15 protein-coding genes and 1 pseudogene are annotated in these 18,671 nt (G+C 72.6%); 14 read left to right on the top strand and 2 right to left on the bottom strand.

The window, feature by feature from the left end; genetic code table 11:
• Positions 1–9 precede the first annotated feature (9 nt).
• Positions 10–1,791: a cytochrome bc1 complex cytochrome b subunit gene (gene qcrB / locus OHT77_RS00160; protein WP_328825790.1), complete on the top strand. Its 1,782-nt coding sequence runs from the start codon at positions 10–12 to the stop codon at positions 1,789–1,791.
• 255 nt (positions 1,792–2,046) lie between these two features.
• Positions 2,047–2,406: a DUF3099 domain-containing protein gene (locus OHT77_RS00155; protein ID WP_328825789.1), complete on the top strand. Its 360-nt coding sequence runs from the start codon at positions 2,047–2,049 to the stop codon at positions 2,404–2,406.
• 187 nt (positions 2,407–2,593) lie between these two features.
• Here OHT77_RS00155 and OHT77_RS00150 read toward each other — a convergent pair whose 3' ends face one another.
• Complete coding sequence (locus OHT77_RS00150; protein WP_328825788.1) at positions 2,594–3,052, bottom strand: hypothetical protein; 459 nt, start codon at positions 3,050–3,052, stop codon at positions 2,594–2,596.
• 59 nt (positions 3,053–3,111) lie between these two features.
• Complete coding sequence (locus tag OHT77_RS00145) at positions 3,112–4,416, bottom strand: multidrug effflux MFS transporter (RefSeq protein ID WP_328825787.1); 1,305 nt, start codon at positions 4,414–4,416, stop codon at positions 3,112–3,114.
• A gap of 527 nt (positions 4,417–4,943) precedes the next feature.
• Between OHT77_RS00145 and OHT77_RS00140 the strand changes: the two genes are divergently transcribed.
• From OHT77_RS00140 to OHT77_RS00085, 12 genes and pseudogenes are all read left to right on the top strand, one after another.
• On the top strand, positions 4,944–5,735 hold the full coding sequence (locus OHT77_RS00140; protein ID WP_328825785.1) for a helix-turn-helix transcriptional regulator: 792 nt from the start codon (positions 4,944–4,946) through the stop codon (positions 5,733–5,735).
• Positions 5,736–5,831: 96 nt separating this feature from the next.
• Positions 5,832–6,899: a type III polyketide synthase gene (locus OHT77_RS00135; RefSeq protein WP_328825784.1), complete on the top strand. Its 1,068-nt coding sequence runs from the start codon at positions 5,832–5,834 to the stop codon at positions 6,897–6,899.
• A 50-nt stretch (positions 6,900–6,949) separates the two neighbouring features.
• Positions 6,950–7,483: pseudogene (locus OHT77_RS00130) on the top strand (cupin domain-containing protein); the annotation flags it as partial.
• 234 nt (positions 7,484–7,717) lie between these two features.
• Entirely contained in the window at positions 7,718–8,866 is a 1,149-nt protein-coding gene (locus tag OHT77_RS00125) for a DegT/DnrJ/EryC1/StrS family aminotransferase (protein ID WP_328825783.1), read from the top strand.
• A 103-nt stretch (positions 8,867–8,969) separates the two neighbouring features.
• Positions 8,970–10,583 carry a class I adenylate-forming enzyme family protein gene (locus OHT77_RS00120; protein WP_328825782.1) on the top strand — a complete coding sequence of 538 codons (1,614 nt, stop codon included), beginning with the start codon at positions 8,970–8,972 and terminating at the stop codon, positions 10,581–10,583.
• Between the two features lie 4 nt (positions 10,584–10,587).
• Positions 10,588–11,658 (top strand): methyltransferase, encoded by a 1,071-nt coding sequence (locus OHT77_RS00115; protein WP_328825781.1) that lies wholly within the window; start codon positions 10,588–10,590, stop codon positions 11,656–11,658.
• A gap of 53 nt (positions 11,659–11,711) precedes the next feature.
• Positions 11,712–12,419: an AAA family ATPase gene (locus OHT77_RS00110; RefSeq protein ID WP_328825780.1), complete on the top strand. Its 708-nt coding sequence runs from the start codon at positions 11,712–11,714 to the stop codon at positions 12,417–12,419.
• 39 nt (positions 12,420–12,458) lie between these two features.
• Positions 12,459–13,097, top strand: coding sequence for a flavodoxin family protein (locus OHT77_RS00105; protein ID WP_328825779.1), 639 nt, complete (start codon positions 12,459–12,461; stop codon positions 13,095–13,097).
• 593 nt (positions 13,098–13,690) lie between these two features.
• A complete protein-coding gene (locus tag OHT77_RS00100) occupies positions 13,691–14,767 on the top strand; it encodes an AvrD family protein (protein WP_328825778.1) in 1,077 nt (358 codons plus the stop codon).
• Positions 14,768–14,853: 86 nt separating this feature from the next.
• A complete protein-coding gene (locus OHT77_RS00095; RefSeq protein ID WP_328825777.1) occupies positions 14,854–15,507 on the top strand; it encodes an undecaprenyl diphosphate synthase family protein in 654 nt (217 codons plus the stop codon).
• A gap of 159 nt (positions 15,508–15,666) precedes the next feature.
• Entirely contained in the window at positions 15,667–16,992 is a 1,326-nt protein-coding gene (locus OHT77_RS00090; RefSeq protein WP_328825776.1) for a cation:proton antiporter, read from the top strand.
• A 657-nt stretch (positions 16,993–17,649) separates the two neighbouring features.
• Positions 17,650–18,585, top strand: a complete 936-nt coding sequence (locus OHT77_RS00085; protein WP_328825775.1) for an aromatic prenyltransferase — start codon at positions 17,650–17,652, stop codon at positions 18,583–18,585.
• The last annotated feature ends 86 nt before the right edge of the window (positions 18,586–18,671 follow it).

The following is an 18,671-nucleotide window of genomic DNA, read 5'->3' as shown; positions in this document are numbered from 1 at the left end:
GGCCCGGGCATGACCGACACCGACACACCCGCACGCGCCGGCCGCACCACCGCGCCGCGCGGCGAACGCATCGCCGACTGGACCGATGGCCGGCTGGGGATCTACAACTTCCGCTTCCTGGTGCGCAAGGTGTTCCCCGAGCACTGGTCGTTCATGTTCGGCGAGATCGCCCTCTACAGCTTCGTCGTGCTGCTGGTGACCGGGATCTGGCTCACCCTCTTCTTCGACCCGAGCATGTCCGAGACCGTCTACCACGGCTCCTACGGGCCGCTGCACGGCGTGCGGATGTCCCAGGCCTACGCCTCCACCGTCCACATCAGCTTCGAGGTCCGCGGCGGGCTGTTCATCCGCCAGCTGCACCACTGGTCGGCGCTGACGATGATCGGCGCTCTGTGCCTGCACACCCTGCGCCACTTCCTGACCGGCTCGTTCCGCAAGCCGCGCGAGGTCAACTGGCTGTTCGGGTTCACGCTGCTGGTGCTGGTCACCCTGGAGGGCTTCGTGGGCTACTCGCTGCCCGACGACCTGCTCTCCGGCACCGGCCTGCGCATCGCCGAGGGCGTCACCCTGGCCATCCCGCTGGTGGGCACGTACCTGTCGATGTTCCTGTTCGGCGGCGAGTTCCCCGGCCACAACGTGATCGGCCGGTTCTACGGCTTCCACATCCTGCTGATCCCGGGCATCGTCGTGGCGCTGCTGACCGTCCACCTGATCCTGGTCTTCTACCACAAGCACACCCAGTTCAGGGGTCCCGCCCGCACCGAGAAGAACGTGGTGGGCCAGCCCCTGTTCCCGCACTACACGGCCAAGGCCGGCGGCTTCTTCTTCATCATCGCCGGGTTCCTGTCCCTGCTGGCGGGCATCGCGCAGATCAACCCCGTGTGGACCTACGGCCCCTACCGGCCCGACCAGATCTCCCAGGGCTCCCAGCCCGACTGGTACATGGGCTTCCTGGAAGGCGCCCTGCGGGCCATGCCCGCCTGGGAGTTCAGCCTCGCCGGCTACACCGTCAACCTCGGCATCCTGATCCCCGCGGTGATCGTGCCCACCCTGATGATGGCCGTGATCGCGCTGTGGCCGTTCCTGGAGGCGTGGGTGACCGGCGACCGCCGTGAGCACCATCTCCTGGACCGGCCGCGCGACCACCCCACCCGCACCGCGTTCGGCATCGGCTTCGTCGCCCTGTACCTGGTGCTGTTCTTCGGCGGCGCCAACGACGTGCTGGCCCAGGAGTTCCACCTCTCCCTCAACCAGATCACCTGGTCGGTACGGATCGGCGTGTTCGTCGTCCCGGCGCTGACCTACGTCGTCACCCGGCGGATCTGCCTGGGCCTGCAGCGCCGTGAACGCGACACCTTGCTGCACGGCCGGGAGACCGGCCGGATCAGGAGACTGCCGCACGGCGAGTTCGTCGAGGTCCACCAGCGCGTGGACCGCCAGCGGGAGTACGCGCTGCTGGCCCGCAAGACCTACGCCCCGCTGCCCGCCCCCGCCGCCGAGCACAACGGCGTGCCCAACCCCGACCGGCGCCGGCAGGCCCTGCGCCACCGCCTCAGCCGCTGGCTCTACGGCAACCAGATCCCCAAGCCCACCCCGGCCGAGATGCGCGAGGCCCTGGCCCACTTCGCCCACGCCGAACCCGCCGCACTCGAGGGGCCCTCCGCCAACGGGCACGCGGCCTCCAACGGCCACGCCGCCTCCAACGGGCACGGCCCCTCCGAACCGGTGTCCGCGGACTCCGGCGCGGGCCGCCACTCCGCAGGCCGGGAGGCGGACCGGGAAACGCACTGACCCCGGGGGCGGGGCCGGTGCGGGCGGCGCGGGTGACCGGGGGACGGCCACCCGCGCCGCCGCCGTTCCCCGGTCACACCGCCTGACGGACCGTCACCATCCGTCGCATGCGGCCCGGTTGACGTGCCACCGACCCAACTCACCGTCAGGCCACGCCCCTTCAGGCCAGTCCCTTCGGACCAGGTCCTTTCAGGCTGCGTCCCTCCGGGCCGCGCCGTTGCCGCCACAGCCCAATTCCTCGTCCTCGGAGGCCCGATGAGCAGAGTTCGCTGGCGCCGGGACGTGGTCCCGGCCGAGTCCATCACCCGGGCGCGGGCCGGGCTGACGCGTGATGTGCGCGGGCGGCAGCGCCGTTACCTCATGGCGATGGTGGTGCGCACCGTGTGCGTGGTGCTGATGGCCGCGACCTGGAACCGCTGGCCCGTCCTCGCCGGCTGCGCGCTGGCCGGGGCGGTGGTCATCCCGTATGTCGCGGTGGTCCTCGCGCAGGCCCACTGGCGCCAGCAGCGCGGCCCACGCCACCCGGTGGTCCGCGCGGTACGGGAGGAGCCCGCCGTCCGGGTCGTCCTGGAACCCACCCTGATCCTGCCCCCGGAGCCCGACACGGCCGCCTGAACCGGCCCCCACCCAGGACACACCGAGCAGCTTCCGCAGCCCGTCGAGACGGTCCGCGGGAGCTGCTCTGTATGTGCGGGGGAGAGGCAGGGAGAGGAGGGGGGGTCCCGGTCGCGACGAAACCCCGCGCGAGGACGGTCTCGCGCGGGGTTTCGTCGTGGCGCCGCTCCGGTGGTCAACGGCGGTCTCAGCTGCTCGGACGCCACCGAAGCCAGTAGTCGGGCCCCTCGACCCGGTAGCGGACGTCGACACCGGCAATGAACCGCAGCTCGCACACGAGCCGACGGGCGCCGTCCGGCGCCAAGCGGTGCGGCGCCAACAGCAGCTCCAACTCGTCATAGCGGGCGTCGATCCCGCCGTGGCCCGGATGGCTCTCGTGTCCGACCTCGCCCGCCTGACTGCGCTCGTACCACCTGGCGTAGATCGCCCACTGCTCGCGCTCCAGCTCCGCCACCGTCTCGCTCGCGGGCCAGACCTGGTACTCACTGACTTCATGGGTGGGGTCGTAGCGCTCTATCTCGAAGTGGTGAGGCTTCCCGTCGATGTCGGCAAGGCCGGTCACCGGTTCGCCGTTCCAGTCCGACTCGACGTACACCCGCTCGAAGCCGTCCGCGGTCAACTGCTCCTCGCTCCAGGACTCAGTCACGCGGGCAGGCTACCGGCGAGCAGCCTCCGTATCCATGATCACGGTCCACGGCCTGAGCACTAGTGCCGGATCTCCTCGGCGGGCAGGCTGCGCCAGGGGCGGCACATGAGCAGGAGGGAGGTGACGGCGGCGAGGGCGCTGCCGGTCTGGACGGCGGCCATGGGGACGGCCGTTCCCTTGCCGGCGATGCCGACCAGGAGGGTGGCGACGGCGCCCATGGCGAAGCAGGAGGTGCCCACCAGGGCGGAGGCGGAGCCCGCGGCGTGCGGGGTGCGCATCAGGGCGAGCGCGTTGGTGTTGGGCAGCACCAGGCCCAGCGCGGAGATCATGACGAACAGGCAGCAGGCCACCGGGACGGTGCCGGCGTCCCCGAAGACGCCCTGCGCGACCAGCAGCAGCACGGTCCCGGCCACCGCGATGACACTCAGCCCGGCGCCGAGCGCCCGGTCCAGGCGCACCCGGCCGACCAGGAGTTTCCCGTTGACGCGGCCGACGATCATCATGCCGAGCGAGTTGAGGCCGTAGAGCAGGGAGAAGGTCTGCGGGGAGGCGCCGTAGATGCCCTGGATGACGAAGGGGGAGGCGGCGATGTAGGAGAACAGGGCGCCGTAGGCGAAGCCGTTGACCATCACGTAGCCGGCGAAGACCCGGTCGGCGAGCAGGCCGCGCATGATGAACAGGGCGCCCAGCACACCCCCGCCGCGCCGCCGCTCGGGAGGCAGCGTCTCGGGCAGCCGGCGCCACACCAGCGCGGTCAGCGCGACGCCGATCACGGCCAGCACGAGGAAGACGCCCCGCCAGGCGGTGAAGCGCAGCACCTGCCCGCCCAGGATCGGTGCGACGACCGGGGCGAGGCTGGAGACCAGCAGCAGGGTGGAGAAGAACCGGGCCATCTCCAGGCCGTCGTAGAGGTCGCGCACGACGGCGCGGGCGATGACGATGCCCGCCGCCCCGGCCAGGCCCTGCAGCAGCCGGCAGCCGATCAGCAGCCCGGCGTCGGGCGCGACCGCGCAGCACACGGAGGCCAGGACGTAGACGAGCAGGCCGATCAGCAGCGGTTTGCGCCGGCCCCAGCGGTCGCTCATCGGGCCGACGACGAGCTGGCCCAGCGCCATGCCGGTCAGGCAGGCGGTCAGGGTGAGCTGGCCGCTGGTGGCGGAGGAGTGCAGGGTGCGGGTGACGTCGGGCAGTGCGGGCAGGTACATGTCCATCGACAGCGGCGGCACCGCGGACAGCGCGCCGAGCATGAAGGTGATCAGCGCTCCGGTCCGGCGCAGCCCCTTCAGCCGGCCGGCGTCGCCGGCCCGCGCCGGTGGTGCGGTCGACCGTTTGGTCCTGACGGTGGCTTCCTCGGCGCGAGACATTCGCCCTCCGTGTCCGGTCGTGTGGGTCTGGGCCGATGGTGGCAGCAGGCCGCTACAGAACCGGTCGGGTGCCGGTGGCGTGATCCGTACGCCAACTCCGCGGCCCCCGAACGCAGTTGACGTGACCTACGTCACTTCGGGGGAGTCTTGGCGGGCGGGTGGCGACCGTGTCACTATTTCGGCACACCTCCCCTGCCCGAAAATGGTTCAGGCGGCGGGGAGTTGGCAGGGAGTCGGGGACCGAGCGTCCCGACTCCCTTTTTTCATGCGCCCGTTGCGCCCCCCGTCCATCGCGCCACCCGTCACTCGCGCTGCCCGCCGGCCGTGCCGTGCGCCGGTCGCGTCAAGCGCCGGCCGGCTCATGCGCCGGCCGCGTCAAGCGTCCGTCGCGCGGCGGCGGCCCCGACCCAGCGCCCCGATGCCCGGTGACCCGGTGACCCGGTGACCGTGTGGCTGTGCGGTTCGTCCGGGCGGGGCCGGTGCCGGTCAACTCCCCGCCGGCCGGCGGTTCTTCGTCAGGAGCCCTCATGGAGCACCTCGTGCGGCATGCCGTCACCACGATCCGCGAACGCTTCTGGGAGCCCCTGAGCCTGGAGGAGCTGGCGCGTGGCGCGATGGTCAGCAAGTACCACTTCCTGCGGGTGTTCACCCGGGTCACCGGTGTCACCCCGGGACGGTTCCTGTGCGCGGTACGGCTGCAGGAGGCCAAAGTCCTGCTGCTGAGCACCCAGTTGACCGTCGCGGACATCGGGGCGCGCGTCGGCTACAGCAGCACCGGCAGTTTCACCCGCCGCTTCACCGAGCTGGTGGGCCTGTCGCCCACCGGCTACCGCGCGCTCTCCCTCACCCCGGCCGGCCCCCGACAGGCCCCGCCCGCACCCGAGTCGACCCCGGCCGCACCCGCGCCGGTGACGACGCCGGAGGCGGCCCGGCCCACCGGCACCGGCACGGTCACGGGCCTGCTGCGCACCACCGGCGGGAGCACGCGGGCGGTGCGGGTGGGTGTCTTCGCCAGCCCCCTGCTGCAGGGCGCCCCCGTCCGGCTCGCCCACGCGTCCGCGCCCGGCCCCTTCACGCTGGAGCACATCCCCGCAGGCGTCTGGTACGTCCACGCGGTGACCCGCCCCCGCCCAACCGATGTCGCGGAAACCGGAACTGACGGCATGTCACCGGCGCGGCTGACGGCGGCGATCGGCCCGGTACGGGTCAAGGACGACACCGCGCGCCGCCTGGAGATCACCCTGAGCGCGCCCGACTGGAGCAGGCCGCCGGTCCTCTCCGCCCTGATGGACCTCGCCCCGCACCCCGCGGCGGCGTAACCCCCCGGCCCCCGGCCCCACGCGCCGTATCCGGCGCACGCCCCACGCACGTACGTGCACTTTTTCCCCGGCAGACCTAGAGAAGGCGGACCAGACATGGCCAGGCTGTGCAAGCCCGCGGTGCAGGCGCCCGAGCACGTCATCACGATGGAGGAGACGCTGGACTTCGCCCGGCGTGTCCACGAGGGGAAGGAGCAACTGCCGCTCGCGCTGCGCCTGATACGCAACACCGGCGTGCAGAAGCGCCACCTCGTCCAGCCCATCGAGCAGACCCTGCGCCACCCGGGCCTGACCGAACGCAACCGCATCTACGAGGTCGAGTCCAAGAAGCGCACTCCCCAGGTCGTCGAGGAGGCGCTGAAGAACGCCGACGTCGCCGCCCGGGACATCGACGCGATCATCTACGTGTCGTGCACCGGCTTCCTGATGCCGTCGCTGACGGCGTGGCTCATCAACACGATGGGGCTGCGCCCCGACACCCGTCAGATCCCCATCGCCCAGCTCGGCTGCGCGGCCGGCGGCGCCGCCGTCAACCGCGCCCACGACTTCTGCGTCGCCCACCCCGGCAGCAACGTCCTGATCGTGTCGGCCGAGTTCTGCTCGCTGTGCTACCAGCCCGACATGGACGACATCGGCTCGCTGCTCTCCGACGGCCTGTTCGGGGACGCGGTCGCGGCCGCCGTGGTGCGCGGCAACGGCGGCACCGGCATCGAGCTGGAGCGCAACGCCTCCTACCTCATCCCGCACACCGAGGACTGGATCTCCTACGCGGTGCGCGAGACGGGCTTCCACTTCCAGCTGGACCGGCGGGTGCCGGGCACGATGGAGCCGCTGGCGCCGGTGCTGCGGGAGTTCGCCAAGGACCACAGCTGGGACGCGGGCAGCCTCGACTTCTACATCGTCCACGCCGGCGGCCCGCGCATCCTGGACGACCTCGCCAAGTTCCTCGAGGTCGACCGCAGCGTGTTCCGGCACAGCTGGGCCACGCTCAGCGAGTACGGCAACATCGCCAGCGCGGTGGTCCTGGAGGCGGCCCGCCGCCTGTTCGAGGAGGACACCCCGGCCCCCGACGCGACCGGCCTGATCGCGGGCTTCGGTCCCGGCATCACCGCCGAGATGGCGCTGGGCCGCTGGAGCGACGGCGCCCGTGCCGACGTCGACTGACCCCTTCTTGCTTTCTTCCGCCGCCGTCTCTGCCGAAGGAACCGAATCGGATGACTGGCCTCATCGTCCCGCCCGGCCAGGGCCGGAAACTGATCACCAAGGCGCAGGAAGTCACCTTCAAGGCCACCAAGGACCACGGCTCCTCCCTGTCGGTCTTCGAGGTGGTCGTCCCGCCCGGCTTCGACGTCGGGGCGCACGTCCACCACGACGCGCAGGAGTTCTTCTACGTCCTCGAGGGCGAGCTGGAGCTCCTGGCGTTCGAGCCGGAGCGGCGCACCGAGGACTCCTGGCACCGGTGGACCTCCCCGGACGGCGACCGGATCACCGCCGCGACCGAGGGCGCCTTCATGTTCGTCCCCCCGGGCACCCCGCACGCCTTCCGCAACGCCTCCGATACGCCCGCCCGCATGCTCTTCCAGTGCTATCCCTCGCCGTACCACGAGTTCTACTTCGAGGAGATCGCCGAGATCTGGCAGGCGGGCGGCACGATCGACCAGGAAGCCGTGGAACGCATGCGGCGCCGCTACGACGTCCACCAGCTGACCCCGCTGCGCTACGAGCCCCCCGCCCGCGAACCGGCGCCCGCACCCGCACCCGCGGCTGCGCCTGAACCCGCGGTTGCCGCTGCGCCCGAACCCGCGGCTGCGCCCGGATCCGTGCCCGCGACCGCCCCTGCGGCCGGACCCGGACCCGGACCCGGATCGGCTCCGGCCCTCGCAACGGCGCCTGCCGTTGCCCCTGTTGTTCCCTCCCCTGTCTCTTCCCCTGTTTCTTCCCCCCGGGCCGCCGGGCGCGGAGCGTGAACGGAGTTGACCACGATGGACGCGATTCCCCTGGTGCACGCGAGTCTGGGCGAGCGGGAACTGGCCGCCGTCGCCGAGGTGTTCGCCTCCGGCTGGCCGGCCGGCCAGGGCCCGCAGGGCAAGGCGCTGGAGGCCCGGCTGGCGGCGGAGTACATGGTCGGTGACGCGGTCGCGGTGAGCAACTGCGGTGCCGCCCTGCACCTGGCGATGCTCGCCCTGGGGGTGGGGCCCGGCGACGAGGTCATCGTCGCCGACTACGGTTTCCCGGCGCCCGCCCAGGCCGCCCGCTACGTCGGAGCCACCCCCGTCTTCGCCGACGTACGCCCCGACACCTACACCGTCGACCCGCAGGCGGTGGCCGACCTGGTCACCCCCCGCACCGCGGGGATCATCGCGGTCGACACGGTCGGCCTGCCCGCCGACTACACCGAACTGCAGGAGATCGCCGACCGGCACGGCCTGTTCCTCGTCGAGGACGCGGCCTGCGCGGTCGGCGCCACCTACCAGGGCGGCAAGGCGGGGGCGCTGGCGGAGGTGGGCTGCCTGTCCTTCCACGGCCGCAAGGGCGCCAGCAGCGGCGAGGGCGGCGCGCTGCTGGCCTCCGACCCGGAGATAGGCAAGGACGCCCGGCTGCGCTCCTCCTTCGGCATCGGCAGCATCTTCGACATGGGCAACGTGGTCGGCCTGCCGATCCCGGTGTTCACCGAGATCGGCTACAACTTCAAGCTGTCCGACATCGCCGCGGCGATCCTCCAGGTGCAGCTGGGCCGCATCGGTGAACTCCTGGCCCGCCGCAGCGCGGTCGCCGCGCAGTACGGCGAACTCCTGGCCGGCGAGGACCTGCTGACCCTGCCGCACGTGCCGGCCGACCGCACCCACGCCTGGCAGACCTACATGGTCACCCTCGACGAGACGGTGGACCGCGGCGCGGTGGCCACCGCGCTGCGCGCCCAGGGCATCGGCTGCGGACACGGCACGTTCGCCGGCCACACCCAGCCCGTCTTCGACGCGAAGCAGACCTGCCCCATCTCCCTCGACCTGGCCACCCGCCAGCTCGCGATCCCCATGCACGCCGAACTGACCCAGGACCAGGTCACCCGCGTCGCCCACACCCTGCGCGAGGCGGTACACGCCCACGCGGGCACCGCCCGCCGGGCCGCATGACCCACCCCCGCACCCCACCGGGCACCTCACCCCCGGACCCCTCCCGGCACCCCTCACGTGTCCTGCCCGTCCCGCAGCGTGCCCCCGAAGGAGACACATCCCCATGAAGGGCTCCACCGCCTACCGATCGATCCAGCGCCGCGGCCTGCACATCGGCCTGCTGCCCGAGATGGCCGCGGCCGTCGACCCCTCGACGCCGATCACCCTGGACCACGACCTGGACGTCCTGCCCGAGGCGGGACGGCAGCTGACGGTCCGCCAGTACGCCGGCCACGTCGACGACCTCGCCGGCCGCCTCCACGCGGCCGGCGTACGGCCCGGCGAACACGTCGTGATCTACAAGACGGCCAACGCCGACCACTGGATGCTCGCCGCCGCGATCTCCCGGATTGGCGCGGTCGTCGTCAACCTCTCCCCGGCCCTGGACGCCACGACCGTCGGCGTCCTGCTGGAGCGGGTCGGCCGCCCCACCCTGCTCACCGACGGCCACAAGCTCGACCTCTTGGACGGCGTGCCGCTGGCCGACCTCACCCGCCGGGTCATCACCTCCGCCGCCGACCGGCCCGGCGCCGTCTCGCTGGCCGAACTCGCCGGCGCGCCCCGGGTACGGCCGGTGCTGCGGCCGCTGGACGAGGCCGCCGTCATCACCCACACCTCCGGCACCACCGGCATCCCCAAGCTCGTCGTCCACACCCCCCGCACCCAGGCGATACGCCTGGTGCCGCAGTGGCGGCTGCTGGCCCTCAAGCGCAGGAAGGAGACCGTCGCCATCCACGTGCCGTTCGTGCACTCCCGGATGGTCGCCGCGATGTCCCTGGCCCTGCTCAAGCAGTACCCGGTGCTGCTGCTGCGTGAGACGGACCCGGCCGTCGTCGCCGAGCACTTCCTCGCCCACCGCCCCGCGTTCGTGGAGGCGCTGCCCAACTCCCTCATGGAATGGGAACAGCTCACCGACGACCCCCGGATGCCGTTCGCCTCGGTGAAGGTCTTCTCCAGCACCTTCGACGCCATCCACCCCGCCACCATGAGCCGGCTGCTGAAGTCCTCCACCCGGCGCGGCGCCCTGTTCTTCCAGATCTACGGCCAGAGCGAGGTCGGGCCGGCCGTCGGCCGCGCCTACTTCCGTCCCTTCGCCCACAAGGCCAACGGCCGCTGCGTGGGCTGGGCCATGCCCCGGGGCGCCGCCCGTATCCGCGTCGTCGGCATCGACGGCCGCCGCCCCACCCGGCGCCACCCCGGCCGTATCGAGGTCGCCTGGCCGGGTCTGGCCAAGACCTACCACGGCGAGCAGGACCGCTACGACGGCAACCGCACCGGCCAGTGGTGGGGGACCGGCGACGTCGGCTACCGCACCCGGCTGGGCTGCCTGCACATGCTCGACCGGGAGGTCGACATGATCCCCGGGGTGCACAGCTCCCTGGAGATCGAGGACGTCGTCCTGGGCGGCCTGGCGGAACTGAGCGAACTGGTCGTCGTCCAGGGCCCGAACGGCGAAGCGGTCCCGGTGGTCTGCACCCACGACGACGCCCCCCTGGACCCGGCCCGCTGGCGGGCGGCCACCACCGCCTTCCCGCAGCTCGCCGACCCCGTCCAGATCCCGCAGGCCGAACTGCCCCGCACCGCCACGCTCAAGGTGCAGCGCCTGGAGCTGGCCCGCCGTTTCACCCAGCCGCCGGCACACACCCCCGCGGCCGGCCCCACCGACTCGAAAGGCTGACACCGTGACACCTGACGCCACGCTCGCCCGACTGCGCGAGTACATGGTCGGACCCTCGCGGTTCATGAGCCTGCTCTCCGCCTTCGAACTCGGCCTGGTCGACACCCTGCGCGCCCGCCCCGGCTCCAGCGCCGTCCAGCTCGGCGAGGCCGCAGGCGCCCGCCCCGACGCCGTGGAACAGCTTCTGTTCCTCCTGGTCAAGGAGGGCTTCGTCGCCCACGACGAGGAGGCGGGCACCTACACCCTGGACGCGCTGGGCGACGTCCCCGTCGCCGACCTGGACCGGGCCCTGGCCTACATGAACCTGATCAAGGTCACCGCGCTGCGCCAGCTGTTCTACCTCACCGAGTCCGCCCGCACCGGCACCGTCGTCGGCCTCAAGGAGCTCTACGGCGCCGAGGGCACCCTCTACGACGCGGTCGCCGACCACCAGGACCTCAATGACTCCTGGCTGAAGCTGATGAACAACGTCACGGCCAACATCGACCCCTGGTTCTTCGCCAACATCGACATCCCGGCCGGCTCCCGCGTCCTGGACGTGGCCGGCAACACCGGCCTGGGCGCGATCCACACCTACCGCCACAAGGCCTCCGAGGGCCTGACGGTCACCACCTTCGACCTGCCCGGCAAGGAGAGCGAGGCGCTGGCCAACTTCCGTGCCGCGGGCCTCGAGGAGCATCTGTCGTTCATCGGCGGCAACGTCTTCGACGAGATCCCCCAGGGCTACGACGTCGTCCTGGTCAAGCACTTCCTGGACATGTTCGACAGGGCCGACGTGGTCAGGATCCTGCAGGGCGTCCACAAGGCACTCAAGCCCGGCGGCACGGTGAACATCCTGGTGCCGGTCTACCCCGAGGACATCACCGACCGCGACAACTACAACGTCGACTTCTTCCCGGCCTTCTTCATCGGCGCCGCCATGGGCCAGGGCGGCCCGCAGAAGCTGTCGGTCTACGAGCGCTGGCTGCGCGAGTGCGGCTTCGAGGTGACCAAGGCGCTCACCAAGGACGCCGCGGAGATCCCGCCCGACGTCATCCCCGTCCAGGCCGTCCTGACCGCGGTGAAGACCGCCTGAGGGACTGTTCCCGTACGCCATGAGCCCACCCGCACAGGGGGCTGGAGGAGCCAATGAAGATAGCCGTGTCCGGGACCTACTCCTCGGGCAAGACCTCGACGGTGATGGCGCTGTCGCACTACACCGGCATCCCGCGCTCACTGGCCCGCACCGTCCGGGAGATCATGCCGCAGGCCCTGCCCGGGGTGCGGCTGGCCGATGTGACACCGGCACAGTTCCTCCAGCTCACCCTGCGCCGCCACACCGGCCGCGCGGTGCAGGAGGCCCTGCTCGGCGACGACTTCGTCTCCGACGGCTCCTCCCTGCAGGAGTGGCTCTACGGCGAGGGCCGCCGCCGCTACGGCATGAACCCCAGCGCCGCCCCCGCGGACGGCCTGCCCACCGCGCCGGCCTCGCCGCAGATGGTGTTCTTCGGCGAGGTCGTCGAGCAGTACGGGCACGCCTTCAAACAGCACGTCAAGGCCACCTACGACGCCTACGTCCACCTGCGCCACGAACTGCCGCTCGCCGCGGACGGCCACCGGCCGATGAACGACGCCTTCCGCGCGAGCGTGGACCGGATGCTGCTGGCCACCCTGGAGGAACTGCAGATCCCCTGCCACGTGGTCGGCGGCCCCATGGCCCAGCGCCTGGAGACCATCGCGGGCCTCTTCGGCTGGACCCCGGTCATGACCACGGCCGAGGCCATCGAACGGGCCCGGCGGGAGTACGGCCGCCAGGACTTCCGCATGGAGCACGAACGCCTCCCGGCCCACCCCTGAACCCCCGTGAGCAGCTCCGCGTCCGCAGGAGGACACCCGATGCAGACACCACCACGACCACTGCAGCGCCCGCCGGCCGTGGCGGTCGCCTACCACTCCGGCCGGGGCCACACCGACGTCCTGGCGCACGCCGTGCGGGCGGGCGCCGTCTCGGCGGGCGCCGAGGTGACCATGGTCGGGGTCGGCGCCATGGACGACGCCGCGTGGGAGAGCCTGGACGCGGCCGACGCGATCGTCTTCGGATCGCCCACCTACATGGGCTCGGCGTCGGGCGCCTTCCACACCTTCGCCGAGTCGACCAGCAGGCGCTGGGCGCGCCAGGCCTGGAAGGACAAACTCGGCTCGGGGTTCACCATCGGCGCCTGCAAGGCGGGCGACAAGGACTCCACCCTCGGCTACTTCCAGACCCTGGGCGCCCAGCACGGCATGATCTGGGTCAGCCTCGGCCTCCTCCCGGGCTGGCACCTCAGCCATGAGAGCGACAACGACCTCAACCGCCTGGGCTACTTCAACGGCGCCGCCGCCACCGCACCGGGCGACCTGCCCCCCGACGCCGTCCACAAGGCCGACATCGCCACCGCCGAACACCTCGGCGAACGCGTCACCCACCTGACAGCGATCCACCTCACCGGCCGCGCCCTCCTGACCGCAGGCCAGCGCCCCGGCACGGAGAGCTGACCCGGGGCCAGGAGTGCGCGGCCGGGGCGGAGCACAGCCCCGGCCACACCCCGCACGGGCAGCCCCACCGCCGGGCCCGCCCGCTGGCCCGTCGGCCGGCCGGTCCGCACGGAGAGCCGACCCGAGGGCGGCCCGGGGCAGTACCGGCACGATAGAGGCCACGTTCTTCACGCTCCCCGCCACTGGCCGGGAGGCCTTTCCGGTCCGCCCGCCGCACCGCCCCGGCTACCAGGCCCCGGGCCGCGGGCCAGCGCAGAGGGCCGGCCCGGGGAGTACCGGCGCAGCCGCAGTCAGGTTCCTCGCGGCTTCCCCGCCGCCCGGCCTTTGGCGGCGAGGGCACGGACACCTGCCCCGCCCGGGGGAGTCCCCCCGCGCTCCGCGGCGCCCTTCTCCCGACAGGTGCCACGGCATCCACCCCGACCGCCCGCCCGCCGGGCTGCCGGGGAACATACGGGCGGCCCCGTCCGGCATGCCCGGCCATCACAGGCCCCCGTCCCCGCGCCGCCCCGCACCCGCATCAGGCCGGCCCCCTCCAGGACGGCCGTGTCGTCGCCGTTCCCGTCACCGCGGACGCGGCGGGAACAGGAGTACCTGTGTCATCCCTGCACCTCGCGTCCATCGACGACTTCCTCGGCCCGCGCGAGGGCCGGTTCCTCGGCGAGGGATTCAAACGGGTCGCCCACTCGCTGACCGACCTCACGATCACCCCGGCCCCCGCCCCCGCGGGCGGCCCCGGCAGAGCCCACGCCCCCGGCGGGACCGCCTGCATCCGTGCCACCGCCCACCTCGCCCTGCCCGCCGCCTGGTCCCGCAAGGGCGACCGGTATCCGACCCCGCATCTCAGCTCCCTCGACGTGATGCTCTTCGCCGCCCGCCTCACCGGCCTGTACGCGGCCCATGCCTGCTCGCTGGGGCCCGGTGACCGCTTCGAGGTGTGTTCCGTCGACATCAAGGCGGGCGCCCGCCCGGACGAGGAGGGGCTGGAGAGTTTCCCGGTCACCGGCCGGCTCGCCGCCGCCGAGGACACCGGGCCGCTGTGGTCGACGACCCTGGACTGCCGGGTCGGCTCGCTGTCGGCCCGGGTGCACGCCCGCCACAGCCCCGCCCGCCGCCCGCCCGCCGCCCCCCGTTCGTACTACCTGGCGGAGGAGCTGCCCGGCCCCTGGAACGACGCCCCCTACGGCGTTCCGCACGGCGCCCGCAGCCAGCTGCTGACCGGCGTACGGATCACGGCCGGCACGCAGGAGCCGTACGCCTCGGCCCGGGCCGCACTGGTCCCCGACGGTGCGCAGGCGCCCCGGGACGGCACCCCGGCCACCATGATCGACGCGTTCGTCGCGGCCATGCAGCTGGGCCAGGTCCTGCTCTACACCCTGGACGGCGTCGAGCGCGCCGACAGCAACAACCTGTGGATGCGCCGCACCCGCGTCACCACCGACGACCCCCGCACCACCGGCGCCGGCGACGCTGCCGGCACCGGTGTGCCGGAGGGGGCGGGCGGTGAGGTGACGGCCCGTCTGGACCGGGCCCGGCTGCTGCGTTCCGCGTCCGGCACCTGGCGCACGGCCGAGATCAGCGGCGCCCTGCACGGCGTACGGGCGTGGGCCTCGGTGGCGCACCTGCTCGCCTCGCCCTCGCCGAGCGGCAGCCGGGCGGACGGCGCCCGCTGACCCCCGCCCCCGCCCCTGTTTCCGCCCCGCGCCACCGCCATCACTTTTCCCGTCCCGTTCTCACCCGCAACGACAAGGAGATCCCGGTGACCACCCTGATGCTTTTGCCGGACGGAATGCGCCGCTGGTCCCAGGCGAACGGCGTCTCCCTCGACGACGGCTACGCGGCGATGGGGGACAAGATCGTCGAGTTCATGGACTGGGCCCGCGAGGAGGGCGTGACGACCCTCTACATCACGGCCTCCTCCGCCGCCAACCACAGCCGTCCCCAGCCCGCGGTGACCACGTTCATGAACGCGTTCACCGACGTGGTGCGCCGCGTCCACGACAGCTGTGCCTTCGACTTCTCCGGCTCCCTCGACCTGGTGTCCGCCCCGCACCTGGCCGAACTGGAGGAACTGCGCGAGAAGTCGGCCAAGGACACGGGCTTCACGCTCCACTACATCCTGGGCATGTCCCTCACCCACGAGGTCATCGGCATCTTCAACCGGCTCAACGGGAAGATCCCGGAGCTGACCGAGGAGATCCTGGCCCGCCACGCCTACGTCCCGGCCCAGGTCGACCACCTCATCCGCACCGGCGGCGCGACCCGCATGTCGTCGTTCTTCCCGCTGATGTCGCCCTACGCCGAACTGCACTTCTCGCCGTGCCTGTTCCCCGACATGACCCGCGCCGACTTCGACGCCGCCCTCGCCGACCTGAAGGGCCGCGAACGCCGCTTCGGCGGCTACCCGCACTGAACACACCCCCTTTCGGGAGCCCGGCGGCCGCGCGCAGCGGCCGCCGGGCTCCGCGCACCTTCCCGCGCCGGTGCGGCCGCTTCTCTTCCGCCGGTGCGCCGCGGCATCGCCCCTTGCTCCGCTCCCGGGCCGGATCCCACCGACGAAAGACCCCTCGCCATGACCACTCATCAGACCTCGTCCCTGCTCGTCGGTCTCGCCGCCGTCGTGTTCCTGGCCCGTGTGCTGGGCATGCTGGCCCGGCGCCTGAACCAGCCGGCGGTGATCGGCGAGGTCCTCGCCGGCATCGCCCTGGGGCCGACCCTCTTCCACGGCGCGCTCTCCGACGCCCTCTTCCCCGCCGGCATCCGCCCGCTGCTGGCCGCGCTGGCCGCGGTCGGGGTGGCGGCCTTCATGTTCCTGGTCGGCCTGGAGTGGGACGCCGCGATGATCCGCGGCAGCGGCAGCCTCGCCGCCACCGTCTCCTTCAGCTCCGTCCTGCTGCCGTTCGGCCTGGGCATGCTGCTGGCCCTGTATCTGATGGACGACTACGGCACCGGTGACCGGACGGCGTTCATGCTGTTCATGGGCATCGCCATGTCGATCACCGCCTTCCCGGTCCTGGCCCGCATCCTCACCGACCGGCGCATGTCCCGCTCCCCGCTCGGTGTGGTGGCCCTGGCCTGCGCCTCCATCGACGACGTGCTGGCCTGGTCGCTGCTGGCCGCCGTGATCGCCGTCAGCGGTTCGGCGGGCCCCGACCAGTGGCGCATCCTGCTGGCCGTCCCCTACCTGCTGGCCATGCTCTTCGTCGTACGCCCCCTGCTGCGCCGTTTCGTCGCGCGCCGCCCGGCGCTGACGCTCACCCCGACCGTGTTCGCGGCCGTCCTGGTGGGTCTGCTGCTGTCGGCCGCCGCCACCGAGTGGGTGGGCCTGCACTACATCTTCGGCGCGTTCCTCTTCGGCGTGATCCTGCCGCGCGAGGGCAGCGAGCGGCTGCGCGCGGACGTCCACGAGCGGCTGGGCCACCTGAGCGGGACGCTGCTGCTGCCGGTGTTCTTCCTGGTCGCAGGTCTGCAGGTCGACCTGTCCGGGCTGGACGCGGGCGGGCTGGGCGCGCTGGGGCTGATCCTGCTGGTGGCCGTCGGCGGCAAGTTCACCGGCGCGTTCGCCGCGGCCCGCCTCAACCGGATGCCGCTGCGGCAGTCGGCCGCGCTGGCGACGCTGATGAACACCCGCGGCCTGACCGAGCTGATCGTCCTGAACGTGGGTCTCCAACTGGGCTTCCTGGACCGGGACCTGTACTCGCTGATGGTCGTCATGGCCGTGGTCACCACCGCGATGGCGGGCCCCCTGCTGAGCTGGATCATCGGCCGCCCCACCGACCCCGACGCACCCCGCCCGCCCGCACACCCCACGGCGACCACCCCGTCCGCGACGACCACCGCGCCCGCGACCGGGACCGGGACCGAGCACGCGGCGGGAACCGTGGGCACCCCCGCCTAGAACCGGGCCCGGAGGCGGGACCGGAGACGGGATCGGTCCCCTCGCCGCCCCGAAGGCGCGGGGGAGCCGCCGCGCCGTAGCCCCCGCCTCCGCACCCGCTCCGCACCCGTTCCGCGCACCGGCCCCGCCCGGGGAGCCGCAGCCCTCCCGCTGCGCGCGCCCCGGCCGGGCCGGCGGACGGGCCGGCCCGGGGGAGGTCACGAGATGCGGGCCGCCCGGCACGGCCGCACCCCGGGGGGAAATCCCCGGCGCGGACGACGAGGCGGACGCGAACGCCCGTGGCGGGCGGGCCGGTTCCCGGCCCGCCGGGGGAGTGGCGCGGCCCGGGGGACGCCGTAGCCCACGTGCTGCCGGGCCCGCGTGCTGCCGGGCCCGCCGGGGCGTCCCTCCCGCCGCGGACTCCACCACCGTCCGCGTGCACCGTCGCCACCCCGCGGGTCACCCCGCACTGCACGCGGATCACCCCGCAATTCACCGGCCCTCCGATTCAGGAGAGGGGCCGTTCACCATCTGCTCGCGCATTCTCACGCTTGTCACCGGCCCTGGCGTCAGTGAATTCTCCGGCGGTTCCCGAGCGGCCCCGCGCTATGTTCCCGAAGGCGGCGGAGTACGGATTCCCGCGGAATCAATGACCGGCGCAGACTACTTGGAGTGTTGATGTCCGAAGGCACTGAGGCGGAAAAGCTGTACTCAGCGATCGAGGAGGCGGCCCGGCTGGTGGGGGCGTCGTTCTCGCGTGACATGGTGTGGCCGGTCCTGGAGGCGTTCCGTGACGCGCTGACGGACGGGGCGATCATTTTCAGCGCGCAGGTCAACGCGGGCCGGGTGGGCGAACTCGAATACACCGTGCAGGTGTCGCCGGGGTCCGAGGGCCCGTACGCGCGGGCGCTGGCCGGCGGTCTCCTGCCCCGGCAGGACCATCCCGTGGCGGGTCTGCTCTCCGACATCGAGGAGCGGGTCGCCGTCGAGGACTATTTCATCGACTGCGGGGTCGCCGGCGGGTTCAAGAAGATCTACGCGCAGTTCCCCGGCGACCTGCAGAAGGTGTCGGAGCTGGCCCGGATCCCGTCGGTGCCGCGCTCGGTGGCCGACAACGCCGCGCTCTTCGCCCGCCACGGCCTGGAGGAGGTGGCGCTGGTCGGCATCAACTACCGCAGCAGGACGCTGAACCTGTACTTCCAGCTGCCCGCCGAGGTGGCCGGCGACCTCGACCCGCGCACGGTGCTGTCGCTGCTGAAGGAGATGGGGCTGCCCGAGCCCGACGAGCGGATGCTGGCGTACGCGTGCACGTCCTACCGGGTCTACGCGACCCTCGGCTGGGACTCCCCGGACATCCGGCGGATCTCCTTCGCCCCGGTGCCCTCCCCGGGCCTGGACCCGGCGGCGCTGCCGGCCCGGCTGGACCCGCGGCTGGAGCACTTCGTCCGCAGCGCCCCCTACACGTATGCGGGTGAGCCGGTGAACGCCTCGGCGGTCAAGTGGTCGCCGGACGGGGACCATCTCGACCTCGCGGTGTACCACCAGATCTCGCCGCCGCTGCTGAAGGCGTTCACCGACCACGCCCACGCCCGCGCCCAGGCCCGGCCTGCCTGACGCCGCGTCACCGGCGCCCGCCCCCTTCCCGCTCCCTCCCGCACTCTCGCCGTCCGGCCGTGTTCCGCCCGCGGTGATGTCACAGC

This window comes from Streptomyces sp. NBC_00252 (assembly GCF_036187565.1).
GTDB lineage: Bacteria > Actinomycetota > Actinomycetes > Streptomycetales > Streptomycetaceae > Streptomyces.
Note: the sequence above shows the minus strand (reverse complement) of the source record. Positions and strands in the feature narration are given on the sequence as shown.